14 protein-coding genes are annotated in these 17,738 nt (G+C 43.9%); 11 read left to right on the forward strand and 3 right to left on the reverse strand.

All coding sequences use genetic code 11. The features are described 5' to 3' along the window. Nucleotides 1-380: 380 nt before the first annotated feature. The 7 genes from acnA (at nucleotide 381) to ACPK8D_RS01640 (ending at nucleotide 10,311) form a co-directional block, all read left to right on the forward strand. Nucleotides 381-3,185, forward strand: coding sequence for an aconitate hydratase AcnA (gene acnA, locus ACPK8D_RS01610; protein WP_424716089.1), 2,805 nt, complete (start codon nucleotides 381-383; stop codon nucleotides 3,183-3,185). Nucleotides 3,186-3,600: 415 nt separating this feature from the next. Continuing rightward, entirely contained in the window at nucleotides 3,601-4,668 is a 1,068-nt protein-coding gene (locus ACPK8D_RS01615) for a citrate/2-methylcitrate synthase (protein ID WP_424716090.1), read from the forward strand. A 184-nt stretch (nucleotides 4,669-4,852) separates the two neighbouring features. Continuing rightward, the gene (locus ACPK8D_RS01620) at nucleotides 4,853-6,121 is read left to right on the forward strand and encodes a UbiD family decarboxylase (RefSeq protein WP_424716091.1); all 1,269 of its coding nucleotides are present in this window, start codon (nucleotides 4,853-4,855) and stop codon (nucleotides 6,119-6,121) included. Nucleotides 6,122-6,272: 151 nt separating this feature from the next. Beyond that, the gene (locus ACPK8D_RS01625) at nucleotides 6,273-7,478 is read left to right on the forward strand and encodes an aconitase X (protein WP_424716092.1); all 1,206 of its coding nucleotides are present in this window, start codon (nucleotides 6,273-6,275) and stop codon (nucleotides 7,476-7,478) included. Next, nucleotides 7,465-7,929 (forward strand): DUF126 domain-containing protein, encoded by a 465-nt coding sequence (locus ACPK8D_RS01630; protein ID WP_424716093.1) that lies wholly within the window; start codon nucleotides 7,465-7,467, stop codon nucleotides 7,927-7,929. The genes ACPK8D_RS01625 and ACPK8D_RS01630 overlap by 14 nt, the downstream gene beginning before the upstream one ends. A 94-nt stretch (nucleotides 7,930-8,023) precedes the next feature. Then, on the forward strand, nucleotides 8,024-9,136 hold the full coding sequence (locus ACPK8D_RS01635; RefSeq protein WP_424716094.1) for a site-2 protease family protein: 1,113 nt from the start codon (nucleotides 8,024-8,026) through the stop codon (nucleotides 9,134-9,136). Between the two features lie 35 nt (nucleotides 9,137-9,171). Next, nucleotides 9,172-10,311, forward strand: a complete 1,140-nt coding sequence (locus ACPK8D_RS01640; RefSeq protein ID WP_424716095.1) for a TIGR04013 family B12-binding domain/radical SAM domain-containing protein — start codon at nucleotides 9,172-9,174, stop codon at nucleotides 10,309-10,311. A gap of 740 nt (nucleotides 10,312-11,051) precedes the next feature. On the opposite strand, the gene ACPK8D_RS01645 is transcribed toward ACPK8D_RS01640, so the two are convergent. The 3 genes from ACPK8D_RS01645 to glmM all read right to left on the reverse strand — a co-directional run bounded on the left by ACPK8D_RS01645 (nucleotide 11,052) and on the right by glmM (nucleotide 14,753). Continuing rightward, nucleotides 11,052-11,390, reverse strand: coding sequence for a protealysin inhibitor emfourin (locus tag ACPK8D_RS01645; protein WP_424716096.1), 339 nt, complete (start codon nucleotides 11,388-11,390; stop codon nucleotides 11,052-11,054). A gap of 410 nt (nucleotides 11,391-11,800) precedes the next feature. After that, nucleotides 11,801-12,856 carry a M4 family metallopeptidase gene (locus ACPK8D_RS01650; protein ID WP_424716097.1) on the reverse strand — a complete coding sequence of 352 codons (1,056 nt, stop codon included), beginning with the start codon at nucleotides 12,854-12,856 and terminating at the stop codon, nucleotides 11,801-11,803. 538 nt (nucleotides 12,857-13,394) lie between these two features. After that, nucleotides 13,395-14,753, reverse strand: a complete 1,359-nt coding sequence (gene glmM / locus ACPK8D_RS01655) for a phosphoglucosamine mutase (RefSeq protein ID WP_424716098.1) — start codon at nucleotides 14,751-14,753, stop codon at nucleotides 13,395-13,397. Nucleotides 14,754-15,033: 280 nt separating this feature from the next. Between glmM and larE the strand changes: the two genes are divergently transcribed. From larE to ACPK8D_RS01675, 4 genes are all read left to right on the forward strand, one after another. Next, complete coding sequence (gene larE, locus ACPK8D_RS01660; RefSeq protein ID WP_424716099.1) at nucleotides 15,034-15,864, forward strand: ATP-dependent sacrificial sulfur transferase LarE; 831 nt, start codon at nucleotides 15,034-15,036, stop codon at nucleotides 15,862-15,864. A gap of 84 nt (nucleotides 15,865-15,948) precedes the next feature. Beyond that, the gene (locus tag ACPK8D_RS01665) at nucleotides 15,949-16,392 is read left to right on the forward strand and encodes a GNAT family N-acetyltransferase (protein WP_424716100.1); all 444 of its coding nucleotides are present in this window, start codon (nucleotides 15,949-15,951) and stop codon (nucleotides 16,390-16,392) included. Between the two features lie 168 nt (nucleotides 16,393-16,560). Continuing rightward, the gene (locus ACPK8D_RS01670; protein WP_424716101.1) at nucleotides 16,561-17,097 is read left to right on the forward strand and encodes a DUF531 domain-containing protein; all 537 of its coding nucleotides are present in this window, start codon (nucleotides 16,561-16,563) and stop codon (nucleotides 17,095-17,097) included. A 458-nt stretch (nucleotides 17,098-17,555) separates the two neighbouring features. Continuing rightward, the gene (locus tag ACPK8D_RS01675) at nucleotides 17,556-17,714 is read left to right on the forward strand and encodes a hypothetical protein (protein ID WP_424716102.1); all 159 of its coding nucleotides are present in this window, start codon (nucleotides 17,556-17,558) and stop codon (nucleotides 17,712-17,714) included. Nucleotides 17,715-17,738: the final 24 nt, after the last annotated feature.

The following is a 17,738-nucleotide window of genomic DNA, read 5'->3' on the forward strand; positions in this document are numbered from 1 at the left end:
GGGCTCTGATACTTTGTAAATCCATTTTTTTCTTAATCGACTTTTAACTGTTCTTTCCTTTCTTTTTTTCCTTAGCTGCTGTAATCTGAAAAATACAGGTTAGAGAGCCAATGTATAAAGAGCAATGTACTTTAAGCTAGAGAAAAAATCAACAATTATTATACTGGTTAACATATAATTTAGTTGGGACACAGTTTTCGGGGATTCCGGGAAAAAGCAGAGGGTAGCCTGTCAGTTCATTAAACCCCTGTATATAAAAGGAGATAGTAAACCCGAAGGAATAAAATAGTCTGAGGATAAGATGGGGCTTTCATACGATAAAGAGAAAATCTATAATATCATAATTTTAATTTCATATTTTTGCTGGAGGTACGAAATATATGAGAGAAGGTCCGGACCCATTTGGGGTAAGAGACACTATTGAAACAGCTGCTGGAAAAGCCAGGATTTACAGACTAGGAAAACTGGAAGAAAAGGGTTTTGAGGGGATTTCACTGCTTCCTTACTCCATAAAGATCCTGCTGGAATCCCTGCTCAGGCACGCAGATACTGAAAAGCATATAATAACTACCGAGGATGTGGAGGCTCTTGCTCGCTGGAGCCCGGAAAATGTAAGTGACAGGGATATCCCGTTCATTCCATCAAGGGTAATTATGCAGGACTTCACAGGCGTTCCTGCCGTAGTAGACCTGGCAGCCCTCCGCTCGGCAATACAGCGCCTGGGAGGCGATCCCACGAAGATAAACCCTGTTATCCCTGCCGACCTTGTGATTGACCATTCCGTGCAGGTCGATTCTTACGGCACTGCATACGCCCTTGAGGAAAACGAGAAAAAGGAATTTGAACGCAACACAGAACGCTATTCCGTCCTGCGCTGGGCACAGAAAGCCTTTGATAATTTCAGAGTCGTGCCTCCTGGAAGGGGAATTATCCATCAGGTAAATCTTGAGTACCTGACCCCGCTTGTGCATCTCATAGAGAAAGAAGGGGAGCTGTCTGCATTTCCTGATACTCTTGTAGGGACAGATTCCCATACTACAATGATCAATGGGATTGGAGTACTCGGCTGGGGAGTTGGAGGCATAGAGGCCGAAGCCGTAATGCTCGGGCAGCCTTACTACATGCCTGTGCCTGAAGTCGTGGGTTTCAAGCTCTACGGAAAACCTGCTCAGGGAGTCACTGCCACCGATATTGTCCTGACAATTACGAAAATCCTGAGAAAAAAGGGAGTTGTCGGCAAATTCGTGGAATTCTACGGGCCCGGATTAAACTCGCTGAGTCTTCCGGATAGGGCAACGATCTCCAATATGGCTCCTGAGTATGGGGCAACCCTTGGAATTTTCCCGCCAGATGTCGAGACTCTCGACTACCTTCGAAGAACCGGCAGAAGCGAAGAGCAGGTCGACCTTGTGAAAAAATATCTGGAAGCCCAGGACCTTCTCTGTTCGGTTCACAGGCCCGATCCCATCTTCAGCAGTACCCTGGAACTTGATATCAGCACGGTAAAGCCCTGTCTTGCAGGCCCGAAGCGTCCCCAGGATCAGCTCTTCCTGAATGAGGTGCAAGAAAACTACCTTGAAACAATGCAGCAGACTTTTATTCGAAAGAAAGAGTCAGGGCTTGAACTTTCCAGAGACTCTGCTTACCAGCGCTGGATAGGAGAAGGAGGAAAGTCTGTAGAAGAGCCTGAAACCCCTGGCGTGGAAGAGGAAATCGTGGAATCTCCGGAAAAAACCTTCAGGGTAACACACGGTTCCGTAGTGATTGCAGCAATTACTTCCTGTACCAATACCTCAAACCCTTCAGTCCTGATAGGGGCCGGGCTGCTCGCAAAAAAGGCTGTAGAAAAGGGCCTGCACGTAAGGCCTTTCGTAAAAACAAGCCTTTCTCCCGGTTCAAGGGTAGCTACGGAATATTTGAAAACCGCAGGCCTTTTGCCATACCTTGAAGCCCTGGGGTTCCATCAGGTTGGTTACGGCTGTACCACCTGTATAGGGAACAGCGGGCCTTTACCTGAAAACGTTGCTAGGGAAATTGAGGAAAACGACCTTACTGTTGCAGCCGTGCTCAGTGGAAATCGGAACTTCGAAGGGCGGATTAATCCGCTTGTTCGGGCAAACTACCTTGCTTCTCCGCCTCTTGTTGTGGCCTATGCAATTGCAGGTACCGTAAATATTAATTTTGAAACTGATCCCCTTGCTTATGATCCCAACGGGCGCCCCGTTTACCTGAAGGATATCTGGCCTGCAGAGGAGGAGATCAGGGATCTTGAAAAGAACAGTATAAAACCTTCAATGTTCGAAAAAGAATATTCCGGTGCCCTGGAAGGCCCCAAACTCTGGAGAGAGCTGGAAGCTCCGACCGGAACCCTATATGATTGGAACCCAATGTCCACATATATCCAGGAGCCTCCGTATTTTGTGGATTTCCCGCTTACTGCTCCTTCGCCGGAAGATATAAAGAACGCAAGAGTCCTAGCCCTTTTCGGGGACAGTATTACCACAGACCATATCTCCCCTGCTGGGGATATCCCGTCAGATAGTCCTGCAGGCAGATACCTGATCGCCTGGGGAGTGAGCCCTGAAGACTTCAATTCCTATGGGTCTCGCAGAGGTAACCACGAGGTAATGATGCGCGGAACCTTCGGGAATATCCGGCTCAGGAACAGGCTCGTAGCCAGAGAGGGAGGCTGGACTTTATACCATCCCCGGAAAGAAGACTTCCCTGAGGAATCCTGCGGAGGAATCCCTATTTTTGAAGCAGCTACGCTTTATGCGGAAAATAATATTCCTCTGATAGTTATTGCAGGAAAGGAGTACGGGACAGGTAGTTCCAGGGACTGGGCAGCCAAAGGCACATTCCTGCTCGGAGTAAAAGCCGTTATCGCCGAGTCTTTCGAGCGTATCCACAGAAGCAATCTTGTCGGCATGGGAGTTCTTCCTCTGCAGTTTAAAGAAGGTGAAAATGCCGATACCCTGGGCCTCACAGGAAAGGAAAGCTATGATATTCTGGGCATTGAATATATGGAGCCTCATGGAGAGCTTACAGTAAGGGCAAAGAATGAAAACGGGGAAGAGATTCGGTTTCAGGTAATCTTGAGGCTGGATTCGGTTGTGGAGATAGAATACTATATGAACGGCGGGATTTTGCATAAGTTCCTGCGGGATTCGGTGAAGAAAAAATAATAGGTTAAGATCCCGGAACTGCATAGAAAATCTTTTTGAAAAGGTTTCACATGCTTTACATAAAGCTTCCTACTTTTTTGGAACCTTTTCTTTTACCTGATCGGAAGAGAGTTATTTTTATTATTTCGCGCGTTTTGAGGAAGATGATATTCTGAAAATAGCAAATTTCAGGTTTAATATAACCAGACGGTTTAAATCCGTAGCTTCCTTAAGATAGAAAAAATAATTATAATGATTTCGAGATACAATTTCAACAAATTTAATATACTTATTCGACGATAATAGGAATGCATTGTCACCCTATTTTTGGGTCTTATAAGGCCCTTCGCGTTAAATCTCTTCCACGTATAAGCAGAGGATTCCCCAAACTTCAAAGTTTTTTGAAAATCCTCTAGGCATAACTGTGAGGTAGAAAATGAGTAAAAATATATGTTTCATCGACGGGTTGGAGGGCATTCTGAAGTATAGGGAGGTAGACATCAACCAGCTGGTTGAACTTTCCTATGATGCAGTTTCCTATCTGCTTATCCTGGGAGAACTCCCCGGAGACCAGGAGCTTGCCGAATTCTCAGCCCGCCTGCATGGGGAACGTGAAATCAACAGGGAGGTGATTGACGTTATCCGCATGTGCAATTTCAATATTGACTCTATGGAAGCGCTGCGTACAATCGTTTCTTTCATATCACAGTTCGATCCGGACATTAACGACAGCTCTCCTGAGGGAAATATGAGAAAAGCCATACGGTTAATTGCCAAGATCCCAACCATAGTTGCTGCGTATTATAGAATCGCAAACGGAAAAGAACCTGTGCCTCCTGACCCATCCCTCTCCCACGGAGCTAACTTCCTGTACATGATAAGAGGAAGCAAACCAAGTCAGCTGGAAGCCGAGGTCATGGAAAAAGACTTCATCCTCAGTGCCGAGCACGAGCTAAACGCCTCCACCTTCTCGTCAAGAGTTACCGCTTCTACTCTTTCAGACCTGTATTCGGCTGTTGTTTCCGGACTCTGCACCCTTAAAGGCCCTCTGCACGGCGGAGCAAGGGCAGAAGTCATGACCATGATTGAAGAAATTGATTCCCCGGAAAATGCAGAGAAATTTGTGCTCGAAAAATTCGCAAAGAAAGAAAAGATCATGGGCTTCGGGCACCGGGTATACAAGACTTATGACCCCAGGGGCACGGTATTCAAGCAGCTCTCCAGGCAACTCGCAGAAGCAAAAGGGGATATGCACTGGTACGATATAGCGGAATCAATAGAAAATACAATAATTCGTGAACTTGTGGAGAAAAAAGGAAAGCCAATCTATCCGAACGTGGATTTCTACTCGGGAATTATTTACAAGTATATGGATATTCCCCCTCAACTTGCAACATCTATCTTTGCAATCGGCAGGGTCTCAGGCTGGATAGCTCACTGCTTTGATCAGTACGAGAAGAAAAGGATCATAAGGCCCAGGGCTTTCATGCTTGATGAATGTTAAGATGAGATTTTGTTCAATCACAACCGTTGGGCCGAAACCGTTGCGCCGGTTTATCACGCCGTAAAGCGTTTTAGGTCGTTTTTGATCAAACTTTTTTTGAAAAAGTTTGTGGTCAAGCCTTTTTTTAAAAAGGTTGTCGGACAATCTTTTTATTATCTGACAGCTTTTTGATATCCAGATACCCATGAGTTTTAGAGCTTTTATCGACCAGTTAAAAGAAAACGGAAAACTGGTAGAAATTTCGCAGCCCGTTTCGCCGAGGTTTGAAGCTTCGAGAATTGCAAAAATAGCAAAAGCCCCGGTTCTTTTCCATGATATTTCAGGTTCGAAGGTCATTATGAACCTGCTTGGATCAAGGGACGAACTTGCTTCCATGCTTGGAGTCCCCAAAGAAGAGATCATAAAAAGGCTTTCGGAAGTTTCTCCTGAAGGCGCAGTGAGGCTGGTGTCAGAATCTCCAACCCTTGAGGTCATAGAAGACCAGGTTGACCTGACAAAACTCCCTATCCTTACACATTTTGAAAAAGACGGAGCCCCCTATATAACTGCGGGAATTGTAGTTTCCGAGTACGGTGGCACGATTAACGCTTCCATTCACCGCCTTATGCTTGCAGGAAAAGATAAGCTCGCAGCCCGCCTGGTCCCTCCGAGGCACACCTATCTTCTGTACAAAAAAGCCGCCGAAAAAGGCGAACCCCTACCTGTTGCAATCGTGCTTGGCTGCGACCCGACAATTATTTACGCGACTTCGACAAGGGTTCCTGTAGGAAAAGAATTCGAGTACGCAGCCGCCCTGCGCGGAGCCTCGGTGGAACTTTTTGAGTGCGGGAACGGGGTAAAGGTTCCTCATGCCGAAATCGTGCTTGAAGGTTATGTTGATCCCGCAGAAAAGGTTGATGAAGGGCCTTTTGTGGATATTACGGGAACTTATGATGTGATAAGAAAGGAACCTGTTATCCATATCACCCGAATTATCCACAGAAAAGACCCGATTTATCACGGAATTCTGCCAGCAGGCCCTGAACATCTTTTGATGATGGGGGTGCCTTACGAGCCAAGGATTTACAGGGCTGTAGGGGAGGTTACTACCGTCAAGAATGTGGTGTTAACAGAAGGGGGATGCTGTTATCTCCATGCAGTCGTTCAGATTGAGAAGCAGACCGAAGGAGATGCGAAAAACGCCATCATGGCAGCCTTTGCAGCCCATACGAGCCTTAAACATGTGGTGGTTGTGGACGAAGATATAAATATTTTTGATCCTAACGATGTTGAGTTTGCAATTGCCACGAGGGTAAAAGGGGATATGGATATTCTTATTGTACCTAATGTCCGGGGCAGTTCCCTGGACCCGCGAGGAGCTCCTGACGGAACGACCACAAAAGTGGGAATTGATGCAACAAAGGTTCTTGTAGAAAAGGAAAATTTTGAAAGGGCAGTAATACCGGAAGAATAAATAAAAAGACCAGCAAAAGATTAGTAACAGGTAAAATAAAGGCAGAATAAAGGTAATAAGAATAAAACCAGTCTGTGGGAAATTTTCAACAGAAGACCCATACTGGCAAAAAAGCGTTTTCAAGTATCTGGCAACTGCCGGGTGAATCTCAATGTATCTTACAAAAGAAGAAGAGCAAATCCTGAACGGAGAAGTTGGGGAAACTCTAAAGCAGGCTATCGAAATCCTGGTAGCCCTTGGAGATATTTACGGCGCAGATAGACTCATTCCCATCAAAAGCGCCCAGATAGCAGGAGTTTCCTACAAAACTATAGGTGATGCAGGCCTTGAATGGATTTCAGACCTTCAGGGCAGGGTTAAGGTTCCTGCGATTCTGAACCCTGCGGGGATGGATCTGGAAGACTGGGAAAGGCTCGGGATCTCGCCCGATTTTGCGGAAAAACAAAAATTGATTATCCAGGCGTATGAAAAACTGGGAATTCGGTGTGAGTGCACATGTACGCCTTATACCCTTGAGGGTTTTAATGTCAGTTACGGCGACCACCTGGCATGGAGTGAATCGTCAGCTGTCTCCTATGCAAATTCCGTACTTGGAGCCAGGACAAACCGGGAAGGAGGCCCATCAGCCCTTTCTGCGGCACTCCTCGGAAAAACCGCAAATTATGGGTTCCATCTGGACGAAAACCGTTTTCCTGAGCTCTCAATTGATGTAGAATATCCACTTAAGGGATCGGACTACGGCGCACTCGGTTATGTTGCTGGCAAACTTGCAGGAAGCAGAGTGCCTGTTTTTCATCTCAGGACTACTCCGGATGCAGATGAATTAAAAGCGCTCGGAGCTGCGATGGCAGCTTCAGGAGCAGTTGCCCTTTACCATGTGGAAGGAACAACGCCTGAAATTTGCAGGCTGGATTTTGAAGAGCCGGCAGAAAGAATAACTATTGAGAGAAAGCAACTTGACGAGGTTTATGAGAGCCTGAGAAAAGCCTGCAAAGAACCTGAACTAATAACCGTAGGGTGCCCTCACTGCTCGGCATCTGAGCTTGAAAAAGCAGCCGGACTCCTGAAAGGAAAAACGGTTTCGAAAGAGTTCTGGGTTTTTACCTCAAGGGAACTTGCAAAACGCTATCCTGAGTACATCAGGACCATTGAAAAAAGTGGAGCTAAAGTTGTCTGTGATACCTGCATGGTAGTTTCTCCTGCAACCAACAGTTATTCCTGCGTTATGGTAAACTCAGGAAAAGCGCTTGCTTATGTGCCAGGAATGTGCGGGGCTGAAGCCGTATACGGAAGTATGGAGGCATGCGTCGAGGAGGCAGTCGGTGGGACTTTAAAGAAGGCAGGTGGTTCCCATTAAACTTAAAGGCAGGACTATTTCCAGAGGATGTGCAAAAGGGGAAGTATTGCTCTCCAGAGACCCAATTTCCTTCCTTGGCAGTGTAGACCCGAAAACCGGGGTCGTAATTGAAGAAAACCACGTTCTTGAAGGAAGATCAATTCAGGGTAAGGTACTTGTTTTTCCCCACGGAAAAGGCTCTACAGTTGGCTCGTATGTTATGTATCAGCTGAAAAAAAACGGAGCAGCCCCTGCAGCGATAATAAATCTGGAAACTGAACCTATAGTTGCAGTCGGAGCCATTATTTCCGAGATCCCGCTTGTTGATATGCTTGAGAGAGACCCTTACGAAGTCTTAAATAATGGAGACCTTGTTCTGGTTAACGGGAGCAAGGGCTACATCGAACTTATCAAACAGGAAACGGGTGAAGCTGAAAGCTATCAAACTGAAAACAGTAAAACTGAAATATAATTAGGAAAAACGAAAAAGGCAATAATTAATTTTAAAAGCTTAAAATGGGTAAATCTCAAAATTAAACCTTAAGCTGGGAGATAGGAACCCCAAAATGAACCAGGAAAACCATAAGAAAGGCAAAGGAAAATTCAACGCCGAAGAAGCGGTTTCGCGTTTATATCCTTTTATAGTCAGGGTATTTGACGTGTATGAGGTCCAGAATTCTGGGGAAGCCCTCTATTTCTTCGGAACTCCGAGAACCGATGCTGAAAACGTTACGGGAGAACTCTGGGAGCCTTTACAGCAGTTTGGGTTCGGATGTACGCTGAAGTACGAGCTTGGAGAATATGTACTGCTGGTTTTTCCTGAAAAGAAGGCAAAGGAAAAGACCTGGTTAAACTTTGTCCTTTTTATAGCGACCTTTTTTACAACCATGATTTGCGGAGCCTGGATGTCTGGAGTAAATCTTGAAAAAGAACCTCTCCAGCTTTTCCGGGGTTTATCTTTTACCCTTGCGATAATGGCGGTTCTCGGTTCCCATGAGATGGCTCACTATGCCATGGCCAGGTATCACGGGATGAAGGCATCTCTTCCGTATTTTATTCCTTTTCCCACTTTTATCGGCACTATGGGAGCAGTAATCCGCTACAAAGGGCCTGTGCCCAGCCGAAAAGCGCTTTTTGACGTGGGGATTGCAGGGCCACTGGTAGGCCTGTTCATGTCAGTCGCAGTCACTATCATAGGACTTAACCTTGAAATGCCTGCAGTAAAACCCCTGCCGGATTCTATGATGTTTGATCTCGGGCTGCCTCCCCTTTTCGTGTTTATCCAGAAGCTTGTAGGGGCTACGGGAGATAACCTGCATCCTGTAGCCTTTGCAGGCTGGGTAGGTATGTTCGTGACCCTGCTCAACCTTCTTCCTGCAGGGCAGCTTGACGGCGGGCATATCCTCAGGGCCATGCTGGGTAAGAAAGCGGAAAAGATTTCTTTTCTTATGCCGCGTGTCCTGTTCCTTATAGGGATTTATGTAATTTACTGGCTGAAGGAAGACGGAGTTATATGGATTTTCTGGGCCCTTCTTCTCTGGGTTTTTGCAGCAGCAGGGCATCCGTCTCCCCTGCATGACAAAGTAGAACTGGATAAAAAACGTATCCTTTTAGGGATTATTACCTTTATCCTGGGCTTTCTCTGCTTTACTCTGATACCTTTTAAGCCAATTTCCTGAGCGAGTCCCGGAATTTAAAAAACGGAGGAAAAATAATGGATGTGCACTTCCGGTACAGCAAGAAAAACTCTTACAGCTTTGCAGTTCTTTCTCCTTTACTGCCGGAAGCCGGTTTTGTAGACAAACCTGTAAACGGGATAATGATCTACAGTTTTACAACGCGCCAGGCAGCAAAGGTTTTCATGGAAGTGAAAAATGCAGGCACGGATTCGATTTTCATCGCCGGAGGCCCTCACCCGTCCGGGGCTCCAGAAGAGACACTTGAATGCTTTGATTATGTCGTAATCGGGGAAGGGGAGGAAACCCTTCCGGAACTTATAACAGCAATCCAGGAAGGAAAAGATCCGAAAAAAGTATCAGGCATTGCATACAGGGATGCAGAAACGGGTAAGGTTGTCATAACTCCGAAAAGGTCCTATGCAGATCTTGATTCCTACCCCTGCTTCAACCCTGAAAAACTTCGGGCTCCGATTGAAATCAGCAGGGGATGCCCCTGGGGTTGCAAGTATTGCCAGACTCCCAGGCTTTTCGGAAGAGAAGTAAGGCACAGAAGCATAGATTCCATTGTGAAAAATGCAGGGCATTATAATGACCTTCGCTTTATAGCCTCCAACGCTTTTGGCTACGGAAGTGATGGAATTCACCCCAGGTTTGATAAGGTGGAGAAGTTGCTTTCTGCACTTTACAAGCTGCCTGATAAGAAAATTTTCTTCGGGACATTTCCCTCTGAAGTGCGCCCGGAATTCGTAACCAATGAGTCGGCTGAACTTGTGAGAAAATACTGCGCAAACGATACCCTCAGCCTTGGAGCTCAGTCCGGCAGTAACCGAATTCTAAAGGAAATTCGAAGAGGGCATACTGTAGGAGACAGCATTTCGGCAGTTGAATGCTGCCTGGAGCATGATATTGTTCCTGCAGTTGATTTTATCTTCGGCCTTCCCACCGAAACTGAAGAAGACCAGGAAAAAAGCCTTGACCTTGTCCGCTGGATCTGCAAGAAAGGAGGCACCGTAAGGGCTCATTACCTGACTCCTCTGCCGGGAACTCCATATGCATCGGCTGTTCCGGCAGAGGTGAGTGACGGGGTAAGGCGAGAACTCGGAAAGCTTGCCCTTGGCGGCAAACTCACAGGATACTGGGAAAAACATCGAAATTCTGAAAAAAAGTCAAATTAAGGAGATAAGGTTGCAAACCGATATCTGGAGTTCCGGTATCGGCTTTGAAACCAAAGCTCATAGTTCTGGACTCAATAAACTACCTGAGATAATTCAGCACAAGTTATTTGTTCTCTATATATTCCGCACATTTTATCTGATTTCGATCTGTCACTGTTTTCTCCTATCAACCCCATTAACCTGAATCCGGGCTCAGGTCCTTATTTTCTATTTTTTTCCAGCTTGTATCACACTTCCGGAGTATCTTTTATTCCTCATTTTGACCCAATCTCTATCTTTCAAATCAATTTACTGATCTTGCACTTTCTATTGATCTTGCACTTTCTATTGATCTTGTACTACCGGCTGTTCCTCTAATCAAAGAATACTTCGAGTTTTTTCTACTTTTTCAGTCTACAACGTGTATATTTGAGCTTAGGAGGCTCTCATATTGACATATTTATGTAAGGGAGGATTTTTTGTTTTTTGTCCCATCAGTAATACAGCAATTAACGTATTTATAATTTGTTGCTACTAATATGAGATTAATGCATACTAATCAAAATATTCATCGATGGAAGAAAAGAATTGTAACTTGCATAAAATCATCTATCTGAGATTTTTATCCCGAAAAATGGTACAAAAAGCCAGTGTCGCGTAAACAGCAAAATATCGTATAAAATCAATTGCAACTAATCAGAATCGTTAAATCTTTGAGGATTGACGAGACACTAGAATCAAGGATGATGATTCCAGGATATTTAAGGTGACGATTTGCCTTTTCGGATCTGTTCCCATGCAAGTTCTTGCAAAAAAGTTAAGAGAGGGCGTAAAGAATCTGGAGCTGTAATGTCATTAAAAGATAAGGATATCCTCTTATTGTCTTCATAAATCGTAAGTTTATAGTATAACACATCAGGAGGACCGGATAACTTGGGAGCAACTTCGTTTTCTTTAAGATCAAATATTCTGGAGCTTTCTACAAGCTGTATGAGCTTATTGGCAACTTCTTCGGGAAGTATGTCGGTATTCCCATAATACGTTAGCTTAATATTGGCATATCCACCTGAACTTTCAAAGTCGACGTGCATTATAACCATCTGCTATTTATTATTTGGAAAGCTCCAAATGCTTTTGCAAAGTCACTGGAAGCAATTCATGAAGTTCCTCAATTGACTGTCTCAAAACTCAATTCACTAATACAAATTTGATAATATATATTATTGTAATTAAATATATTTCTGAAGAATCATTATCTGAATGTAGAATCATCTGGTAATTATCCATTAATTATTATACTTATTTTAGGATAGTTAGACCGGCTTACCGTTACTGCTTTCTTGGCTCTGTAGAAGTACCCTTAAAATTCACATCAATCGGCTAAAGGGGCATTTCCCCTTAATATATGGTAGCATATCTGACAAAATTGTGATTTTGAAGTGTTACACGAATTAAGAGGTTCTACAGAGCCGATTTTCTACATTAATAAGGTTTATGCTGATTATCTAATTTAAGATAGCCCGACTTCCCTAAAAGCTGCTCTTACTCTTTGTGGTGCGTCTCTGTCTACACTGTTATTTTTTGCAAGAATCTGTGCAGCTTTTACAATCTCCCCGAAGGCTTCCTTGAAATTCGCAGTAGGCCAGAGATTCAGCAATGCATTATACCAGATTCTAGCTGCTTGATTAGTTTCTATTTCGACGGCTGTAAGGTAAAAAGCCTTGTTCATAATGCCGCTGTTGATGTGCACACCACCGTTATCACCAGTGCCAGTATAAATATTCTTCATATGTGCAGGTTGAGGGTCCTTGCCTAAAAGTTTGTTATCATATGCAGTTCCCGGTTCACTCATGCAACGAAGAGCTTCACCGTATAAATCAGCCCCCATGATCTCGTCACCGATTAGCCAATCTGCATGGTCCGCATCATGATTTTCGACCCACTGCGTAATCACAGTTCCAAATACATCCGCGAAATGTTCATTTAAAGCGCCCGACTGATCTTGATATACTAATTTAGCAGTATTCTCAACAATGCCGTGACCTAGTTCGTGAGCTATTACATCAAGGGACTTGGCAAAATTGGTGAAGATTTCGCCGTCTCCGTCACCAAGAGTTATCTGGCCATTGTACCAAAAAGCATTACCGTAATTTTCGCCGTAGTGTACATTGCATATCAGATCCATGCCATTATTATCCAGGGAATTTCGGTTTAATTCATTCTTTAAGCAATCACGATCCTTGCTAACGTAATCGTAAGTAAGATCTACGGCTTCATCGCCTGTTGGTGTGGGTTTCTTTTCTTGATCACGCTTTAGTTCTTTCTGAAAATCTTGTGTATTTTGAGAATCAAATACCTGCACATATGCTCTGCCTGCTGGCACAACAGCTCCAAGTAATCCCATCTTTTTAGAATTCTCAGCCCTATTTTCCCGGAAATACTGGCTCTGAATAATGGTCGACTTTGCTTCTTTAATTCCAGCTTTTGCCATACTATCGAGAACATAAGGTGGAATAAACGTTGAGAAACATTTGTACCCTGACCCCGCTTTTGTGAAATTGTTCATATCCTTTTCTCCCTCCATAGTACCTACTTTCGGCAAATAACATTCGCCGTATATAGGATACTTATATTAACATATTTATAGTACTATACAAAACTAATATGAGGATTTAAAACAAGGATTTAAAACAAGAATTTAAAATAAGAGTTTAAAATAAGAATTTAAAATACGGATCCAATATTAATTCTTAAAATCCCTTATATGTAGTCCTCACAGTAAAAATCATCTCTTAAAAAATAAACGAGATGTGTTGAATTTGTCTTTAAAAGCGTAATTAATGCTGAGTTTACGAGATGAGTAATTATTGGAATTTAGACCTGCTAACCCACAGTGAAACGTTTTATTCCAATTGTAGAGATGGATTGATTTTTGAGACAGCTTGAGGATATTTGCTTTCGGAGTTTCCTGTTTTCAGCATGGGTGTGCCAGTGAGTCAGGATTCCTTATTTACCGTAGCTACGGCAGGAAAATCAAGATTTTTTCAAGATCTTGCTGTGCTATGACTTTTTGAATCAACTCACTGGTTAACCTGAAAGAAAATTCATCTGGAGATTGAAGCTTTTTCTGCTCTGGTGACCATTTCCAGGCCTTCCTGCATGAGTTCTTCGGCTCTTTCCTGCTTTTTTGCTTCGGCAAAGATTCGGAAAATCGGTTCCGTGCCCGAGGGACGGATGAGAACCCAACCGTCTTCGTACCAGATTTTGATCCCGTCTACAGTATCCATTTTAAGCCCAAGGCCTGAAGCTTCGTACTTTACTCTTTCCATTGTTTCCAGGGTATTTATAGAGGGGATTTTTGTTTTTGCATTGAAATACTCAGGCACACTTTTAGCAAGTTCGGAAAGCCTGGGTCCGTTAGCCAGGATTTCAAGGATTTTGGCGCAGGCCATTGCTCCATCCCTGCAATACTGATGTTTGGGGAAAATAAGGCCTCCGTTGCCCTCGCCTCCGAAAACCGCATTTACTTCCATCATTTTCCGGGCGACGTTGATGGAACCGACTGCAGTCCAGTAAAGTTCGACGCCTGCAGCTTTTGCTACGTCGGCCATGCGCTGCGAAGAGCTAACAGGAGTTACTAAAGGCCCTTTTTCGCGTTCAAGCATATATTTTGCCATCATCGCAAGCAGAACTTCTTCATTTAAAAATTCACCATTTCCATCCATAAAGACTATCCTATCTGCATCCCCATCATGAGCCGCTCCGAGATCGGCCCCGGTAATCTTTACAAGTTTGGAGAGTTCGGTTAAAGCATCAGGTGTGGGTTCGGGATTCCGCCAGGGGAAGGTCCCATCGGGTTGAGCCCCAAGAGTCAGCACATTGCAGCCCAGTTCCCTGAGCAGGAAGGGAAGGGTGAGTGAACCTGCTCCGCAGCCAGTATCAACAACTATCTTCAGTCTGCGGCTGCGGATGGTTTCGGCGTCAACCGAATTTATAACATTCCTGATATAGTAGTCATTGACTCCGGGATCGGTCCTGAAACTGCCGGTCTTTTCCCAGGATACAATGGAATATTTTCCTGAAAAATAAATTTCTTCAATTTCTTTTTCTCCATCCCTGGGAAATTCCGTGCCGTCTCCGGCAATTAACTTGATTCCGTTATATTCTCTTGGGTTGTGAGATGCGGTAATAACGATCCCGGCATCGGCATAGTCGCGCACATAATACTGAATAGAAGGAGTGGGAACAAATCCCACATCAATCACGTTCAGACCTGTTGAAAGAGCCCCGGCAATTGCGGCAGACTTCAGCATCTGGCCTGAAATCCGGGTATCACAGCCTATAGCAACCGTGCCTTTCGAACCCATATATGTACCAAGGCTCCTGGCTAAATTGACTGCAAGTTCTGGGTTTACATATTCATTGGCGATACCACGTATACCATTAGTTCCGAATAATGCCATGTAAGGTCTCCGTCTTTATAATTTGAATGAGGATTGTGCCGTTGAGGCAAATTTGCTCTTTATTCTGACTTGTATGGTAAATAAAGCTCTGATACGAAGCAGGACTCCGGTAATAGAAATATTAAAACGATTTCGAAATGCTGCGATTTTGGGACTATTCTAAAACCCGGCAATAGCGTCTATTAAGTACAGACACATTGATCTTTTTTTCAACTGCTTTAAGTAGCTGACTATAGGGCTGGCAAATACATATATCTTATTAGCTAAAAATCCGTTACTAATGGCTACTGAGAAGATAGAACTGATAAAGGAGGCTATAAAAGCCAGAGAAAGTGCGGTCGTTGCGTTTTCAGGAGGTGTGGACAGTACCACTCTTGCAGCCCTTGCTTTTGAGGTACTTGGGGAAAAGGCCTTTGCGGTAACTGTAGACTCCCCACTTTTTCCAAGGAAACAGCTGGAAACGGCTGTTCAGACAGCCTGTGAGATCGGAATTCAACACCGAATTCTCCCCTTTTCCCAGCTGAGCCTTCCTTATTTTTCCGCAAATGCATTAAACAGGTGCTATTTCTGTAAAAAAGCCCTGCTTGAAACCCTAGTGGATTTCGCAGAAAAAGCGGAATATAATGTTGTACTTGAGGGCACAAACTCCTCCGAAATATATGGTGAAAACCGTCCGGGATACAGGGCAGTGCAGGAAGCCGGAGAAAAGGTCTTTTCTCCTTTCGTGGAATTTGATGTCACAAAAGAAGAAATAAGGGAGATTGCTTCCGAGCTTTTCCCTTCTGCAGCCAGCAGGCCGTCTGCAGCCTGCCTTGCAACCCGTATTCCTTACGGACAGCCAATTACTGTCGAGGCTCTCCAGAAAATCGAAAACGCCGAAGATTTTCTCTTTTCCCTGGGTTTTACCCAGTTCAGGGTCAGGATGCATGAAAATCTTGCCCGGATAGAAGTAATTGAGAGGGAAATGGAAGACGCTTTACGGAAAAAAGAAAAAATTTCGCGACATTTGAAATCCCTGGGTTTTGACTACGTAACCCTTGACCTTGAGGGTTTCCGGAGCGGAAGCATGGACGAACCTTATATCGGGGAAAATGAGATGAAAAAACCTTGAGAAAAAAAACCCTCCGGGAAAAGATAAGAGGGCATTGGGAAGATTCGTAGAAAAAACAATTATTAAACTCTTTATTGAAAAAACATGACCGAAATTTTGATTCGAAAAGCCGGGAAACCAGACCTGCAAACAATCCAGAGGCTCCTCTCAGCTTACTTCCTCGATATGGAAGGACTCGAAGCCGAAGATTTCTTTCTGGCTGAAATCGATGGGCAGATTCGAGGATGCGTTTCCCTTATAAAGTCCGAATTCCAGGGTAAGGAGTTTCTTGAAATTCACTCCATTGCTGTCCATCCGAATTTTCGGGGCAAAGGAATCGGAACCAGGCTTGTTAAGTATCTCCTGACAACAATTGATGACCCAGCCTGCGATTTGTATGTCCGGACGACTGCACCTCACTTTTTTGAAAAACTTAATTTCAAAAAAATTGAGAGTTCTGAAAAGTTACTGCTCTGGGAAGATTGCAAAAAGTGTGAGTATTTTGAAAAATGTACGCAGTACGCGATGAAATACTCTTACAATTGCTAAATTTCAATCTTAGATTTCGATCCTAGATTTTTCTTCCGGATTCAGTCCAGTAGTAAAATCTTCAGATCAAAAGTCCTGTATCTCATGGTTCTGAAAATTGAGAAAAAACACCTTTAACAGAATTGGTAGACGAAACCTTATTTACGCAAAAGCACAATGAGGCAACTTATGCTTACCCTTGGAATAGTAAACACTTATGATAAGATCAAAGTTCTCGACGCTCACTACCGTGCAATTGCAAGAGCTGCTCCAATCTGCCACGCTTTTGGGTTCCATCTTGCCCTTTACGATTTTCCTTTTAAAATGACTGCAGAGGAACTGGTGGCTTATGTGATGGAGAAAACCACAATAGGGGAATCCGGGAGTTATCTCAAAGTCCTTTATGAAAAAAACCACCTGTCAGTATCCGATCTTCCGAAGAAAGGCTTTCCCTCCCATTTTGGAGAACTCGTAATTACAACCTCAAAACCTGACCCGAAAAGACAGGTTACGCCCATAAAAATCGCCGAGGAAGCCCTTCGAAATCGCTCATTTTTATTTCTCATAGGGCTCGGGCACAAAGGACTCCCAAAAGAACTTTTCGAAAGAGGAAAGTATCATCTTGATATTACCTGCAAAGGGCTTTCTCTTGAGACCTGTACTGCAATAGGGGCGATTCCGGCCCATCTTTCAGGACTCATGGCAAACCCTGAAACTAAAAAGTAAATCTTAACATAAATTCCTGAAATTGGAAACTGGGGGGTTATTCCAATCATTGGTTCAAAAAACCTGGCTTAATTAAAAAAATTTCAAGTTAATTTAAAAGAAATTCCGGAATCAATATATATTACGATTGACAATTAATACTTGTTGTGGGTAAGAACAACGCTTGTTGCGCTGTTGCGGGGTTTTTTTAGCCCAAAGGAAATAGAATTCTGGCCTGCTTTCAGGTTTTGATCCAGAAGGATTTAAGGTTCTAACCTTAATGCAGGAATTTGTCCTCAGGGATTTAGAGAATGACTTTCATTGAAATTCCTTTGGAGGACTGGGAATTCTAACCTGTACTTAACTGCCGCGTCCGAAAAGGCTGGAAACTTCAACTCTGATTACAGGGATCTCGCATAGAGAAGGACTAAATCTGACCCGCATGTAAGCGCAAGCCTTGAAGAGACAGGAGGAAAACTATGAGTGAATTAAAGCAAGAACACAAAAAAAGAAACGAATATAGACGCAAGCACCAGGAAAGCGGTTATCATGCTGTTGTGAAAGGCTGTACTGACAACCTGGACTCAGACGAATTAGACCTTTACCGCTTTATGATAGGCGGAATGCAGGGTAAATAACCTGCACAACCTTTTTTTATTTCT

Origin of the sequence: Methanosarcina sp. (assembly GCF_049706645.1) — an archaeon.
Classification (GTDB): domain Archaea; phylum Halobacteriota; class Methanosarcinia; order Methanosarcinales; family Methanosarcinaceae; genus Methanosarcina.

What these genes read in the sequence shown, in the direction of transcription:
- acnA (WP_424716089.1), top strand. Translation starts at nt 381, where the DNA reads ATGAGAGAAGGTCCGGACCCATTTGGGGTAAGAGACACTATTGAAACA.
- ACPK8D_RS01615 (WP_424716090.1), top strand. Translation starts at nt 3,601, where the DNA reads ATGAGTAAAAATATATGTTTCATCGACGGGTTGGAGGGCATTCTGAAG.
- ACPK8D_RS01620 (WP_424716091.1), top strand. Translation starts at nt 4,853, where the DNA reads ATGAGTTTTAGAGCTTTTATCGACCAGTTAAAAGAAAACGGAAAACTG.
- ACPK8D_RS01625 (WP_424716092.1), top strand. Translation starts at nt 6,273, where the DNA reads ATGTATCTTACAAAAGAAGAAGAGCAAATCCTGAACGGAGAAGTTGGG.
- ACPK8D_RS01635 (WP_424716094.1), top strand. Translation starts at nt 8,024, where the DNA reads ATGAACCAGGAAAACCATAAGAAAGGCAAAGGAAAATTCAACGCCGAA.
- ACPK8D_RS01640 (WP_424716095.1), top strand. Translation starts at nt 9,172, where the DNA reads ATGGATGTGCACTTCCGGTACAGCAAGAAAAACTCTTACAGCTTTGCA.
- ACPK8D_RS01645 (WP_424716096.1), bottom strand. Translation starts at nt 11,390, where the DNA reads ATGGTTATAATGCACGTCGACTTTGAAAGTTCAGGTGGATATGCCAAT.
- ACPK8D_RS01650 (WP_424716097.1), bottom strand. Translation starts at nt 12,856, where the DNA reads ATGAACAATTTCACAAAAGCGGGGTCAGGGTACAAATGTTTCTCAACG.
- glmM (WP_424716098.1), bottom strand. Translation starts at nt 14,753, where the DNA reads ATGGCATTATTCGGAACTAATGGTATACGTGGTATCGCCAATGAATAT.
- larE (WP_424716099.1), top strand. Translation starts at nt 15,034, where the DNA reads ATGGCTACTGAGAAGATAGAACTGATAAAGGAGGCTATAAAAGCCAGA.
- ACPK8D_RS01665 (WP_424716100.1), top strand. Translation starts at nt 15,949, where the DNA reads ATGACCGAAATTTTGATTCGAAAAGCCGGGAAACCAGACCTGCAAACA.
- ACPK8D_RS01670 (WP_424716101.1), top strand. Translation starts at nt 16,561, where the DNA reads ATGCTTACCCTTGGAATAGTAAACACTTATGATAAGATCAAAGTTCTC.
- ACPK8D_RS01675 (WP_424716102.1), top strand. Translation starts at nt 17,556, where the DNA reads ATGAGTGAATTAAAGCAAGAACACAAAAAAAGAAACGAATATAGACGC.